Below are 13,633 nucleotides of genomic sequence, written 5' to 3' on the forward strand. Positions count from 1 at the left end.
GTTTCTGGCGAGCCTCCTGGCTGGACTGGCAGCGTGGGGCACCATGCTCAGACCGGTAGACGGGCAGAGTGCCGAACGACAACGCCAGCTGATTCAGGACGTGAGGACGAATGCAGCGTTATGGTCTGCCGTCAGAAAGACGCCGTTTCGTCCGAAAATAACGGAAGCACTGGAGAAGACGCCGTTCTCCCCGCTCGATTTTCAGGGCGATGACGCGACGCTCGTTCACTGGAAGCCGCTACAGAACGGAGGAGAACTGATGCTGGAGGTAGAGTGGCAGGCTATCCCGGCGCTTTTTTCCCGGCTGGCGCAGCGGGATGTGCAGATCGCCGCTTTCGCGATTACACCACATGGCACAGCGTTGCGCCTGCGGCTGGAGCTAGAACATGCGAAATAGCACGCGATGTTTGCTGGTTTGCTCTGCGCTGCTACTGACCGGTATGCGCGATCCCTTTCACCCGCCGGACGATCCCTGCGCCATTGCCGAGCTGGCGCAGTGGCACTATCGCGGCATGGTGGGAGGACAGCAGGCTATCGGCATTTTACAGGATGGGCAAAAGCGCTGGTATCGGCTGAAAACGCATGAGCGCTTTCCGGAAGGCTGGACGATAACAACCATCAATGAAACGGAACTGGTTGTTGATGTGGGTGACACATGTGAACCAGGAAAATGGACGTGGCAACGAGAAGGAACGGATAAGAATGAATTTACGGATAATGCTGTGGCTGCTGGCGTTCAGCCATCCGCTGTGGGCCGCCGCGCCAAAACCGGTCACGCTGGTGGTGGATGACGTTCCTGTAGCCCAGGTACTACAGAGTCTGGTTGCCCAGGAGAATAGAAATCTGGTGATATCGCCTGATGTCGGCGGCACGCTTTCGCTCAATCTGAAGCGCGTCCCCTGGCGACAGGCATTACAGACGGTTGTCGCCAGCGCTGGCCTCGTTTTGCGAGAGGAGGGCGGCATTTTTTATGTGTATACCGCGGCCTGGCAGCGTGAACAGCAGGAACGCTCGGAACAGGAGCGGGCCCGAAGACAGCTTGATGCGCCGCTGGTGTCTCACAGCATCGCTTTTTCCTATGCCGATGCCGGAGAGCTGCAGAAAGCCGCGGAAAAACTCCTGAGTCCAAAGGGGAGTTTATCCGTCGACACGCGTACCAACCGGCTGCTGATTCGGGATAACCAGACGGTGGTGGAGACTCTACAGCGCTGGGCCGCCCAGATGGATATTCCCGTCGAACAGGTCGAGCTGGCGGCGCACATTGTGACCATTAATGAAAAAAGCCTGCGCGAGCTAGGGGTGAAGTGGAATCTCGCCGACGCCACCGACGCGGGCAAAGTTGGACAGCTCACCACGCTTGGCAGCGATCTTTCCGTTGCCAGCGCCACCAGCCACGTGGGTTTTAACATCGGACGGATCAATGGTCGGCTGCTTGATCTGGAACTCTCTGCGCTGGAGCAAAAACAGCAGGTCGATATTATCGCCAGCCCGAGGCTTCTGGCCTCGCATATGCAACCAGCCAGCATCAAGCAGGGGAGTGAGATCCCGTATCAGGTCTCAAGCGGTGAAAGCGGGGCGACCTCAGTTGAGTTTAAGGAGGCGGTATTAGGCATGGAGGTCACGCCGGTGGTGTTGCCGGGGGGACGCGTGCGCCTGAAATTACACATCAGCGAAAATATGCCGGGACAGGTTCTGCAGCAGGCCGATGGCGAAACGCTGGCTATCGACAAGCAGGAGATAGAAACCCAGGTGGAGGTAAAAAGTGGAGAAACGCTGGCGTTGGGCGGAATATTTTCCCAGAAGAACAAAACTGGCACTGACAGCGTACCGGGGCTTGGGAGCATCCCCTGGATTGGATCGCTTTTTCGCCATGACGGGAAAGACAACGAAAGGCGTGAATTAGTGGTGTTTATTACGCCACGTCTGGTCGGTATTCGCTGACGGGTAACGATCCCCGCAATGATTTTGCATTCAGTTTGTTGCAGATGTTTGACGTGGGGCATGAATTAGCATACAAGGAGTACCGATTTGAGTTGGACTTACGTCTTATTACCTTATGCGCCCGACGCGGTGATTTAATCAGTTGCCAAACAAGCCGGAGTATTGAGATAATTTTTAGTCTGACTCTCGCTCTATTGCATATGAGGTTTCAGTTCATGTCCTGCTACGCTGGGTGTCTGCGAAGCGGGGATTACCATTAACGAATAGTCTTAGTAGTACCGATAAAATGGCAGAGAAACGCAATATCTTTCTGGTTGGGCCTATGGGTGCCGGCAAAAGCACTATTGGGCGTCAGTTAGCTCAACAACTCAATATGGAATTTTACGATTCTGATCAAGAGATTGAGAAACGAACCGGAGCTGATGTGGGCTGGGTTTTCGATGTAGAAGGCGAAGAAGGTTTCCGTGACCGAGAAGAAAAAGTGATCAACGAACTCACGGAAAAACAGGGCATCGTTCTGGCAACAGGCGGCGGTTCTGTGAAATCTCGCGAAACCCGTAACCGTCTCTCCGCCCGTGGCGTAGTGGTCTATCTTGAGACGACTATCGAGAAACAGCTGGCACGTACGCAGCGCGATAAAAAGCGCCCGCTGCTGCAGGTTGAAACGCCACCACGCGAAGTTCTGGAAGCATTGGCCGATGAACGCAATCCGCTGTATGAAGAGATTGCCGATGTGACCATTCGTACTGACGACCAGAGCGCTAAAGTGGTTGCAAACCAGATTATTCATATGCTGGAAAGCAACTGATTCTGGCTTTATATACACTCGCCTGCGGGTAAAAGCATTAAAGGTGGATGTCGCGTCATGGAGAGGATTACAGTTACTCTCGGGGAACGTAGTTACCCTATCACCATCGCGGCTGGTTTGTTTAACGACCCAGCTTCCTTTTTACCACTGAAAGCGGGTGATCAGGCGATGCTGGTCACCAATGAGACGCTGGCTCCGCTTTATCTCGACCGCGTACGCCATCTGCTTGAGCAGGCGGGCGTAAAAGTCGACAGTGTGATTCTCCCCGATGGCGAGCAGTATAAAAGCCTGACGGTACTGGATACCGTCTTTACCGCATTGCTGCAAAAACCGCACGGTCGCGATACAACACTGCTTGCCCTGGGCGGCGGTGTTGTGGGCGATCTGACCGGCTTTGCGGCCGCAAGCTATCAGCGCGGCGTCCGTTTTATTCAAATCCCAACCACGTTGCTGTCCCAGGTCGACTCCTCTGTGGGTGGCAAAACGGCAGTCAACCATCCGCTCGGCAAAAACATGATTGGCGCGTTCTACCAGCCTGCATCGGTGGTGGTGGATCTCGACTGTCTGAAAACCCTGCCGAAGCGCGAACTGGCTTCGGGTCTGGCGGAAGTGATCAAATACGGCATTATTCTGGATGGCGAGTTCTTTGTCTGGCTTGAAGAGAATATGGATGCGTTGCTGGGCCTGGATGAGGCTAAACTGGCATACTGCATTCGTCGTTGCTGTGAGCTGAAAGCAGAAGTTGTCGCTGCAGACGAGCGTGAAACGGGCTTACGTGCTTTACTGAATCTTGGGCATACGTTTGGTCACGCGATTGAAGCCGAAATGGGTTACGGCAACTGGCTGCACGGTGAAGCCGTCGCGGCCGGAATGGTCATGGCAGCCCGCACCTCTGAACGCCTCGGACAGTTCAAACCGGAAGAGACGGCACGTATCATTGCGCTGCTTGAACGTGCAGGTTTGCCGGTGACCGGGCCTCAGGAGATGTCGGCGCAAGCGTATTTACCCCACATGATGCGCGATAAAAAAGTATTGGCAGGTGAGATGCGTCTTGTACTCCCGCTTGCAATAGGGAAGAGTGAAGTGCGCGGCGGAGTGCCGCACGATGTCGTTCTTGGCGCTATCGCTGATTGTCAGCAGGCGTAACAACTAGAAAGGTCAGGCCACTGTCGCAGGTGGTCGTTTAGCTTCAGGTGAAATGCAAAGTCGTTGGCATAAGCCTTTGAGTGGGGTGTTAAATGGATGAATTCAAACCAGAAGACGAGCTGAAACCCGATCCCAGCGATCGTCGTACTGGTCGTTCTCGTCAATCTTCAGAACGTGATAACGAGCCGCAGATCAACTTTGACGATGTTGATCTGGATGCAGACGATCGTCGCCCTTCGCGCAGCCGCAACGCGCACGAAGAGCGAGCAGAAGAGGATTATGAGTCCGAAGAAGATTCAATGGACGAACAGCCTGTAGAGCGTCGCCCGCGTAAACGTAAAAAAGCCGCTGCGCCGAAACCGGCTTCCCGCCAGTACATTATGATGGGCCTTGGCGTTCTGGTGCTTGTGCTGTTGATTGTCGGCATTGGCTCCGCGCTTAAAGCACCGTCAACGAACTCAACCGAGCAAACTGCTTCCGCTGAGAAGAGCATCAACCTGTCCGGTAACGATGCGTCCAATCAGGCGAATGGTGCACAGCCTGCACCGGGAGCGACTTCCGCAGAGCAGACCGCAGGCAACACCACAGCGCCGCAGGATGTTTCTCTGCCGCCCGTTTCTTCAACCCCTGCTCAGGGTCAGGCACCTGCTACGCCTGAAGGCCAGCAGCGCGTAGAAGTTCAGGGAGACCTGAACAATGCGCTGACGCAGTCGCAGAACCAGCAGCAGGTTGATAACGTCGTGGTTAACTCCACGCTGCCAACCGAGCCGGCAACCGTTGCCCCGATTCGCGGTGGTAACGCACAGCCGCAAACGGCCGCGACGGAAACTAAACCGCGCCAGACGCAAACTGCGACGCGTCCTGAACGTAAGCAGGCGGTGATTGAGCCTAAGCGTGAAACCAAACCTCAGTCAGTAGTCAAAGCGCCTGAAGTGAAAGCCGTACCGGCACAGCCGAAACATACTGAAACGGCGGCGGTGAGCGAGCCTGCGAAAGCGCCAGTCACGCAGACGGCGCCGAAAGCAACGGCGACCACAACAGCACCGGCTGCCACAGCTGCGCCTGCAGCAACGGCTCCAGCAGCCACGGCAACAGCCTCCAGCAGCGCCGCAGGCAAAACGGCAGGTAACGTTGGCTCGCTGAAGTCTGCGCCATCCAGCAACTACACCCTGCAGCTGAGCAGTTCGTCTAACTATGACAACCTCAACAGCTGGGCGAAGAAATCAAATCTGAAAAACTATGTTGTTTATCAGACGACCCGTAACGGTCAACCGTGGTACGTGCTGGTCAGCGGCGTGTATTCGTCCAAAGATGAAGCGAAACGTGCCGTTGCGGCACTGCCAGCGGATGTTCAGGCGAAAAACCCCTGGGCGAAGCCGATTCATCAGGTTCAGGCCGATCTGAAGTAATGTTTAAAGCGCAGGATGCTGTCGGAGCTTTCTCCACAGCCGGAGAAGGTGTAATCAGTTAGTCAGCATGAAAAAAAATCGCGCTTTTCTGAAATGGGCAGGGGGGAAATACCCCCTGCTCGATGATATTAAAAAGCACCTGCCTGAAGGCGAGTGTCTAATCGAGCCTTTCGTGGGTGCAGGATCGGTGTTCCTCAACACCGATTTTTCTCGTTATATCCTGGCGGATATCAACAACGATCTTATCAGCCTCTATAACATCGTTAAGCTGCGTACCGAAGAGTATGTCGCAGAGGCGCGCAAGCTGTTTACGCCAGAGAACAACACCCCTGACGTCTACTATCAGTTCCGCGCGGAGTTTAATCAGAGCCAGGATCCGTTCCGCAGAGCGCTGCTATTCCTCTATCTCAATCGTCATGGTTACAACGGCCTGTGCCGGTATAATCTTCGTGGGGAATTTAACGTGCCGTTTGGTCGCTATAAGCGCCCGTATTTCCCGCAGGACGAGCTGTATCACTTTGCCGAAAAAGCGCAGAACGCTGAGTTTCATTGTCTCTCCTATGAAGAATGTATGGAGCTGGCAGGCGTAAACTCGGTGGTTTACTGTGATCCGCCTTACGCACCATTGTCTGCAACGGCGAATTTCACCGCTTATCACACCAACAGCTTCAGCCCGGCCGAACAGGCTCGTCTGGCTGAGATGGCGGAAAAGCTGGTCAGCAAAAGAATTCCGGTGTTAATTTCAAATCACGACACGCCTGATACGCGCGAATGGTACAAAGCCGCGAAGCATTTTCAGGTTAAGGTGCGGCGTAGCATTAGCAGCAACGGCGGCACGCGTAAAAAGGTGGACGAACTTCTGGCTCTTTATCGCCCCTGAGCCGTTTTGCCCGCCGGTAAACACATTTCAAGGAGAAGCGGATGAAACAGTTTTTGATTGCTCCCTCAATTCTGTCGGCCGATTTTGCCCGCCTGGGTGAAGACACTGCCAAAGCTCTCGCGGCTGGTGCAGATGTTGTCCATTTCGACGTTATGGACAACCACTACGTCCCTAATCTGACCATTGGCCCAATGGTGCTCAAAGCATTACGTAACTACGGCATTACCGCCCCGATCGACGTTCATCTTATGGTGAAGCCTGTTGATCGCATCGTGCCTGACTTCGCCGCAGCGGGTGCCAGCATCATCACTTTCCATCCGGAAGCCTCTGAACACGTAGACCGCACGCTGCAGCTGATCAAAGAGAACGGTTGTAAAGCGGGCCTGGTGTTTAACCCGGCCACGCCGCTGAGCTATCTCGATTATGTCATGGATAAACTGGACGTGATCCTGCTGATGTCTGTTAACCCGGGCTTTGGCGGTCAGTCGTTTATCCCCCATACGCTGGATAAGCTGCGTGAAGTACGCCGTCGCATTGATGAATCAGGTTACGATATTCGTCTGGAAGTGGACGGCGGTGTGAAAGTGAATAACATTGGTGAAATTGCGGCGGCAGGTGCGGATATGTTCGTTGCCGGTTCAGCCATTTTCGACCAACCGGATTACAAAAAAGTCATTGATGAAATGCGCCGCGAGCTGGCGAAGGTAAGTCATGGATAAATTGCAGGCAATTCGGGGTATCGCATTTGACCTCGACGGCACGCTGGTCGACAGCGCGCCGGGCTTAACGAGCGCCGTAGACCAGGCGCTGTACGCGCTTGAACTTCCCGTTGCGGGTGAAGAGCGTGTCGTCACGTGGATTGGCAACGGGGCCGATGTTCTGATGGAGCGCGCGTTGACGTGGGCGCGTCAGGAGCGTGCGTCACAGCGTTCCGCCCAGGGTAAACCGAGCGTCGATCACGCGGATATCCCGCAGGAAGAGCAGCTGCGTATTCTGCGCAAACTGTTCGATCGTTTCTATGAAGAGACGGTCGAAGAGGGCAGCTTCCTGTTCCCGGACGTTCAGGAAACGCTGAGCGCGCTGTCCGCGAAGGGCATTCCGCTGGGACTGGTGACCAACAAACCGACACCTTTTGTCGCACCTCTGCTGGAAGCGCTTGATATCGCGAAGTATTTCTCCGTGATTGTGGGCGGCGACGACGTGCAAAACAAAAAGCCCCATCCGGAACCGCTGCTGCTGGTGGCAGGAAAATTATCCTTAACGCCTGCGGAGCTGCTCTTTGTCGGCGATTCACGCAATGATATTCTGGCTGCCCGCGCGGCTGGATGTCCTTCCGTGGGGTTAACCTATGGCTACAACTACGGTGAAGCCATCACGCTGAGTGAGCCGGACGTTGTTTTCGACCACTTCAAAGATTTGTTGCCCGCTCTCGGGCTTTCGCACAGTGAAAATCAGGAATTGAACAATGACTAAGCCCATCGTTTTTAGTGGCGCACAGCCTTCAGGTGAATTGACCATTGGTAACTACATGGGTGCGCTACGTCAGTGGGTCAGCATGCAGGATGAGTACCATTGCATTTACTGCATCGTCGATCTCCATGCGATTACCGCGCGTCAGGATCCTGAGAAGCTGCGCAAAGCCACGCTGGACACCCTGGCGCTGTACCTGGCCTGCGGCATCGATCCTGAGAAGAGCACCATTTTCGTTCAGTCCCACGTACCGGAGCACGCGCAGCTGGGCTGGGCGCTGAACTGCTACACCTATTTCGGTGAGCTGAGCCGCATGACCCAGTTCAAGGATAAATCTGCCCGCTACTCTGAAAACATCAACGCCGGTCTGTTTGACTATCCGGTGCTGATGGCGGCAGACATCCTGCTGTATCAAACCAACCAGGTGCCGGTGGGTGAAGACCAGAAGCAGCACCTGGAGCTGAGCCGTGACATCGCCCAGCGCTTTAACGCGATCTATGGCGATGTGTTTAAAGTGCCTGAGCCATTTATTCCGAAGTCCGGCGCGCGCGTCATGTCGCTGCTTGAGCCGACCAAGAAGATGTCCAAGTCTGACGATAACCGCAATAACGTTATCGGCCTGCTGGAAGATCCGAAATCGGTAGTGAAAAAACTCAAGCGCGCGGTCACGGACTCCGACGAGCCGCCTGTTGTGCGCTACGACGTGCAGAACAAAGCGGGCGTCTCCAACCTGCTGGATATCCTCTCCGGTGTGACCGGTCAGAGCATCCCTGAGCTGGAAAAACACTTCGAAGGCAAGATGTACGGCCACCTGAAAGGCGAAGTGGCAGATGCCGTTTCCGGCATGCTTACTGAGCTGCAGGAGCGTTATCACCGCTACCGTAACGACGAAGCTTTCCTGCAGAAAGTGATGAAAGAGGGCGCGGAAAAAGCCAGCGCGCGCGCGTCCGAAACCCTGAAAGCGGTGTACAACGCGATTGGGTTTGTTGCGAAGCCTTGAGTCTGCTTGCCGGGTGTCGCTAACGCTTACCCGGCCTACAGGATCGTGTAGGTCGGGTAAGGCAAAGCCGCCACCCGACAAAAAACACACTCTCCAAAACTAAAAAACCGGGACATCCCGGTTTTTTTACGCCTGTAAAACGCTTACTGCTGTGCCGCCGGACCGCAACCACCGATGATCTTCGAAATGGAGATCGCCGGGTGCAGCAGGTAATCGTAGCTGCAGTTATTTTTGGTGTTCTGTACATGACCGGTACAGGCAGTCAGAGTCGATAACAGGCCAACCAAAACGGCGGCCTTTGCCAGTTTGAACATACGCATTCCTTGTCTTAAAAACGAAAGTTAGATGTTTATCAAGGGAATAAAGGGGAAAGTTCCACTTCGGGGCAGTATGTTATCGACAGCGGTAAGAGGGGAGTAGTCCGTATAGGGACTACTCCGGAAAGGAAGAATATGCGTTAGTGATTCGAAAACCAGTTCAGCTTATCGCGCAGCTCAACCACGCGGCCCACCACGATCAGCGCCGGGCTTTCGACCTGCTGCGCCAGCTCGCCCAGCTGCGTCAGCACGCCATCCACCACGCGCTGCGTAATGGCGGTGCCGTTTTCGACCAGCGCGACGGGCATATCCGCATTCATACCGTGCCCCAGCAGCTTCGCCTGAATCGTGGCGGCCTGATTGAGCCCCATGTAGAACACCAGCGTCTGCTTTTCGGCGGCCAGGTTATGCCAGTCCAGCTCGCTGCCGGTCTTCAGGTGGCCCGTCACCAGACGCACGCTCTGAGCGTAGTCGCGGTGGGTCAGCGGAATGCCAGAGTACGCTGAACAGCCGGACGCCGCCGTAATGCCGGGCACCACGGAGAACGGAATACCCGCGTCGCACAGGGTTTCCAGCTCCTCGCCGCCGCGACCAAAGATAAACGGATCGCCACCCTTAAGGCGCACCACGCGTTTACCTTTCTGCGCCTCGCGCAGAAGGATCTGGTTAATCTCCTCCTGCGGCACGCAGTGGTAGCCCGCCCGTTTGCCCACGAAGACGCGGTCGGCATCGCGGCGCACCAGGTTCATGATGTCATCGGAGACCAGACGGTCGTAAACCACGGTATCGGCCTGCTGGATCTGCTGTAGCCCTTTTAGCGTCAGCAAGCCCGCATCGCCGGGGCCTGCGCCCACCAGCACCACTTCACCGCGATGGTCCAGCGGTTCGCTCAGCAGCTGTTCGGTCGTCTCTTCAACGGCTTTGGTGTCCTGATTCGCCAGCGACTGCGCCAGCCTGTCGTTCACAAAGAATTTTTCCCAGAAGCGACGGCGCTCGCCCACGGTCGCGAAGGTTTGCTTCACGCGTGAACGCAGCTGCCCGGCATAATGCGCAATCTGACCAAGATGCTGCGGCAGCAGGGCTTCCAGCTTTTCCCGCAGCAGGCGGGCGAGAACCGGGGAGCGTCCGCCGGACGATACGGCTATCATCAGCGGCGAGCGGTCGATAATCGACGGCATGATGAAGCTGGCCTCTTTCGGCGCATCCACCACGTTGCAGAAAATTCTGCGCGCTTCGCAGGCATCGCTCACGCGCTGGTTCACTTCATCGTCATCCGTCGCTGCAATGGTCAGCCAGCAGGTATCCAGCAGGGACTCATCAAACTCTCCCTGTTCCAGCGTAAGCATCCCTTCCTGGGCCCAGACCTCAAACTGGGGGGCGAAGGACAGGGCATTCACGGTCAGGCGGGCGCCAGCCTCTAACAGCAGTCGCGCTTTGCGTTCGGCCACATCGCCGCCGCCCACGAGCAGGCAGTCGCGGTTGCGTAATTGACAAAAAATCGGCAGGTGATCCACGACGTTACCTCACAGCATTCATGGCGGGGGAAGAATTGACGTCAGGATAACAGCAGGAATCGTACAGAACATACGGTTTTTCCTGCCGTTACCCATAAGGGGTCATAAGCCTTTCCTATTGAAAAGGCGAGGGGTTACGCTTTCAGCTGCACCTCGCCGTCCTTCACGCGGACGTCGTAGTGTTTGACCGAGAAGCTTTCATCTTCCATGCAGAGTCCGTCGGTTAAGCGGAAACGCTGCTTTTTCAGCGGACTGGCAACCCACAGTTCCCCCTGATGTTCGGCAATCAGTCCGCGGGAGAGCACGCTGGCCTCGAAGAACGGGTCGATGTTGCTGATAGCAAAGACCTGTTGATCGTGGTGAGGGCGGAAAATCGCCACCTGCTCGCTGCCCAGCAGCGCGCACACACCGGTGGCGGGGATAATGTCGTTAATATCGCAAATGTTTATCCACTGGCTCATGCGTTTTCCTCCACCAGCGTAACCGGAATACGTTCATACGGCGTGGCCGGACGATGCTGTTCGCGCTCCGGCACTACCTGCACGTTCGGGTCGCGCTGGGTGCTATTTATGAAGTGTTTGAAGCGCGTCTGCGCCGCCGGGGTGTTGACGGTTTCCGTCCATTCGCAGATCACCGCCTCGCGCAGGCGGGCCATCTCGGCTTCCAGATGCTCGTTCAGGCCCAGCTTGTCGTCGATAATGACTGATTTCAGGTAGTCGATGCCGCCCTCGAGGTTATCGAGCCAGGAGGCGGTACGGGTCAGCTTATCGGCGGTACGGATGTAGAACATCATGAAGCGGTCGAGATACTGAATCAGCGTGTCGCGATCGAGATCCGCAGCCAGCAGGTCCGCATGACGCGGTTTCATGCCGCCGTTGCCGCACACATAGAGGTTCCAGCCTTTTTCGGTGGCGATGATCCCCACGTCTTTACCCTGCGCTTCCGCACATTCGCGGGTGCAGCCGGAGACGCCGAACTTCATTTTGTGCGGGGTACGGATGCCTTTGTAGCGGTTTTCCAGCTCCACGCCGAAGCCCACGCTGTCGCCGACGCCGTAGCGGCACCAGGTGCTGCCCACGCAGGTTTTCGCCATGCGCAGCGCTTTGGCATACGCGTGACCGGTTTCGAAGCCAGCCTCAATCAGCTGACGCCAGATTTCCGGCAGATCGTCTTTCTGCGCGCCAAACAGGCCGATACGCTGGGAGCCGGTGATTTTGGTGTAGAGGTTAAATTCACGCGCGATACGGCCCACCGCGACCAGCCCTTCCGGCGTGATTTCGCCGCCGGCGGAACGTGGAATCACGGAGTAGGTGCCGTCTTTCTGGATGTTGGCCAGGAAATTGTCGTTGGTGTCCTGCAGCGGCGTATGCTCGGGCTTGAGCACGTACTCGTTCCAGCAGGAGGCCAGCAGGGAGCCGACGGTCGGTTTACAGACTTCGCAGCCGTAGCCCTGGCCGTGCTTCGCCAGCAGTTCGTCGAAGGATTTGATGCCCTCCACGCGGATCAGGTGATACAGCTCCTGGCGAGAATACGCGAAGTGCTCGCACAGGTTGTTGTTCACCTCGATGCCCTGTTTCGCCAGTTCGGCGTTCAGCACCTGAGTGACCAGCGGAATACAGCCGCCGCAGCCGGTACCGGCTTTGGTTTCGGCTTTCAGGGCCGCAACGGTGTGGCAGCCTTTGTTGATGGCGGAGATCAGCATGCCTTTGGTGACGTCGAAGCAGGAGCAAATCTGCGCGCTGTCCGGCAGTTTATCCACGCCGATTGACGGCTTGCCGCTGGAGGCATGAGCCGGAAGGATCAGCGCGTCCGGGTTTTCCGGCAGTTCGATGGCGTTGAGCACCAGCTGGAGCAGATTGCCGAAGTCACTGGTGTCGCCCACCAGCACCGCGCCGAGCAGGGTTTTGTTGTCCTGGCTGACGATGAGTCGTTTGTAGACCTCTTTGCTTTCGTCGAGATAGACATAGCTGCGGGAATTCGGGGTGCGGCCATGCGCATCGCCAATACCGCCGACATCTACGCCCAGCAGCTTCAGCTTGGCGCTCAAGTCTGCGCCGGTAAAGGCGTTTTCGCTGCCGAGGATATGGTCCACTGCGACCTGTGCCATTTTGTAGCCGGGCGCCACCAGACCGTATACGCGGTTGTTCCAGCTGGCGCATTCGCCAATCGCGTAGATATCCGGATCGGAGGTCTGGCAGGTGTCGTTAATCATGATCCCGCCGCGCTGCGCCACGGCAAGACCGCACTGGGTCGCCAGCTTGTCGCGCGGACGAATACCGGTGGAGAAGACGATGAAGTCCACTTCCAGCTCGCTGCCGTCGGCAAAGCGCATGGTTTTTCGCGCTTCAGTCCCTTCCTGAACGATCTCTTTGGTGTTCTTGCTGGTGTGAACCTTCACGCCCATGCTTTCGATTTTACGACGCAGCTGGTCACCGCCCATGTGGTCGAGCTGTTCTGCCATCAGCATCGGGGCAAATTCGATGACATGGGTTTCAACGCCGAGGTTTTTCAGCGCGCCTGCCGCTTCCAGACCCAGCAGGCCGCCCCCCACCACCGCGCCGCGTTTGCTTCGACGCGCGCAGGATTCGATGGCGTTAAGGTCTTCAATGGTACGGTAGACGAAGCAATCCTGAGTTTCCGAGCCTTTAATTGGCGGGATCCACGGATAGGAGCCCGTCGCCATGATCAGCTTGTCGTAAAAAACCGTACGCCCGGCGCTGGAGTGGATCACTTTTTCCTGACGGTTGATGGTGATAGCGCGTTCGCCCACCAGCACTTTTACGCCATGCTTCTCGTAGAAACCTTCACGCACCAGAGAGAGCTCTTCGGCGGTATGATGGGAGAAGTAGGAAGACAGGTGCACACGGTCGTACGCCTTGCGGGGTTCTTCACAGAACACGGTAATATCGAACTGCTCAGCATCGGCCTTATCGAGAAGATCCTCAATAAAGCGGTGGCCGACCATGCCGTTACCGATGATAGCGAGTCTGAGTTTGCTCATTATTGCCTCGATTTCTTTTCTATTATTACCTACCTTAACGATTCAGCAGGGGCGCTTATTGATGCAAATCAAATACGTCTTCGCCTACTCCTTAGGTGGTATATGACTGATTTGTCAGGATTTTTATAAGTGGCGGAAATCGCAGGC

General features: G+C 56.1%; 14 protein-coding genes. 10 read left to right on the forward strand and 4 right to left on the reverse strand.

Annotated features, from left to right (window positions below; all coding sequences use genetic code 11):
* The first annotated feature begins 43 nt into the window (after positions 1–43).
* The 10 genes from LRM19_RS18715 (at position 44) to trpS (ending at position 8,654) form a co-directional block, all read left to right on the forward strand.
* Complete coding sequence (locus tag LRM19_RS18715) at positions 44–397, forward strand: HofO family protein (RefSeq protein WP_240741469.1); 354 nt, start codon at positions 44–46, stop codon at positions 395–397.
* Positions 387–791 (forward strand): HofP DNA utilization family protein, encoded by a 405-nt coding sequence (locus LRM19_RS18720; RefSeq protein WP_133295253.1) that lies wholly within the window; start codon positions 387–389, stop codon positions 789–791. The genes LRM19_RS18715 and LRM19_RS18720 overlap by 11 nt, the downstream gene beginning before the upstream one ends.
* The gene (hofQ, locus tag LRM19_RS18725; protein WP_115876859.1) at positions 703–1,941 is read left to right on the forward strand and encodes a DNA uptake porin HofQ; all 1,239 of its coding nucleotides are present in this window, start codon (positions 703–705) and stop codon (positions 1,939–1,941) included. The genes LRM19_RS18720 and hofQ overlap by 89 nt, the downstream gene beginning before the upstream one ends.
* Before the next feature lie 286 nt (positions 1,942–2,227).
* Positions 2,228–2,749, forward strand: a complete 522-nt coding sequence (gene aroK / locus LRM19_RS18730; RefSeq protein ID WP_003861630.1) for a shikimate kinase AroK — start codon at positions 2,228–2,230, stop codon at positions 2,747–2,749.
* A gap of 57 nt (positions 2,750–2,806) precedes the next feature.
* On the forward strand, positions 2,807–3,895 hold the full coding sequence (gene aroB / locus LRM19_RS18735; protein WP_111963772.1) for a 3-dehydroquinate synthase: 1,089 nt from the start codon (positions 2,807–2,809) through the stop codon (positions 3,893–3,895).
* Positions 3,896–3,987: 92 nt separating this feature from the next.
* Complete coding sequence (gene damX / locus LRM19_RS18740; protein WP_115876861.1) at positions 3,988–5,304, forward strand: cell division protein DamX; 1,317 nt, start codon at positions 3,988–3,990, stop codon at positions 5,302–5,304.
* Between the two features lie 67 nt (positions 5,305–5,371).
* Positions 5,372–6,184, forward strand: coding sequence for an adenine-specific DNA-methyltransferase (gene dam, locus LRM19_RS18745; RefSeq protein WP_111963774.1), 813 nt, complete (start codon positions 5,372–5,374; stop codon positions 6,182–6,184).
* 41 nt (positions 6,185–6,225) lie between these two features.
* Positions 6,226–6,903 carry a ribulose-phosphate 3-epimerase gene (gene rpe, locus LRM19_RS18750; protein ID WP_024907923.1) on the forward strand — a complete coding sequence of 226 codons (678 nt, stop codon included), beginning with the start codon at positions 6,226–6,228 and terminating at the stop codon, positions 6,901–6,903.
* Positions 6,896–7,657 carry a phosphoglycolate phosphatase gene (gph, locus tag LRM19_RS18755; protein WP_111963775.1) on the forward strand — a complete coding sequence of 254 codons (762 nt, stop codon included), beginning with the start codon at positions 6,896–6,898 and terminating at the stop codon, positions 7,655–7,657. Before rpe ends, gph begins: the two co-directional genes overlap by 8 nt.
* Complete coding sequence (gene trpS, locus LRM19_RS18760) at positions 7,650–8,654, forward strand: tryptophan--tRNA ligase (protein ID WP_115876864.1); 1,005 nt, start codon at positions 7,650–7,652, stop codon at positions 8,652–8,654. The genes gph and trpS overlap by 8 nt, the downstream gene beginning before the upstream one ends.
* A 143-nt stretch (positions 8,655–8,797) precedes the next feature.
* On the opposite strand, the gene LRM19_RS18765 is transcribed toward trpS, so the two are convergent.
* The 4 genes from LRM19_RS18765 to nirB all read right to left on the reverse strand — a co-directional run bounded on the left by LRM19_RS18765 (position 8,798) and on the right by nirB (position 13,486).
* Positions 8,798–8,968 (reverse strand): YhfL family protein, encoded by a 171-nt coding sequence (locus tag LRM19_RS18765; protein WP_008503029.1) that lies wholly within the window; start codon positions 8,966–8,968, stop codon positions 8,798–8,800.
* 143 nt (positions 8,969–9,111) lie between these two features.
* Positions 9,112–10,485, reverse strand: coding sequence for a siroheme synthase CysG (cysG, locus tag LRM19_RS18770; protein ID WP_271369609.1), 1,374 nt, complete (start codon positions 10,483–10,485; stop codon positions 9,112–9,114).
* 134 nt (positions 10,486–10,619) lie between these two features.
* Positions 10,620–10,946, reverse strand: a complete 327-nt coding sequence (gene nirD / locus LRM19_RS18775; protein WP_271369610.1) for a nitrite reductase small subunit NirD — start codon at positions 10,944–10,946, stop codon at positions 10,620–10,622.
* The gene (gene nirB, locus LRM19_RS18780; protein ID WP_127732470.1) at positions 10,943–13,486 is read right to left on the reverse strand and encodes a nitrite reductase large subunit NirB; all 2,544 of its coding nucleotides are present in this window, start codon (positions 13,484–13,486) and stop codon (positions 10,943–10,945) included. Before nirB ends, nirD begins: the two co-directional genes overlap by 4 nt.
* Positions 13,487–13,633: the final 147 nt, after the last annotated feature.

This window comes from Enterobacter sp. PI-10 (assembly GCF_027947695.1).
GTDB classification, from domain to species: Bacteria; Pseudomonadota; Gammaproteobacteria; order Enterobacterales; family Enterobacteriaceae; genus Enterobacter; species Enterobacter vonholyi.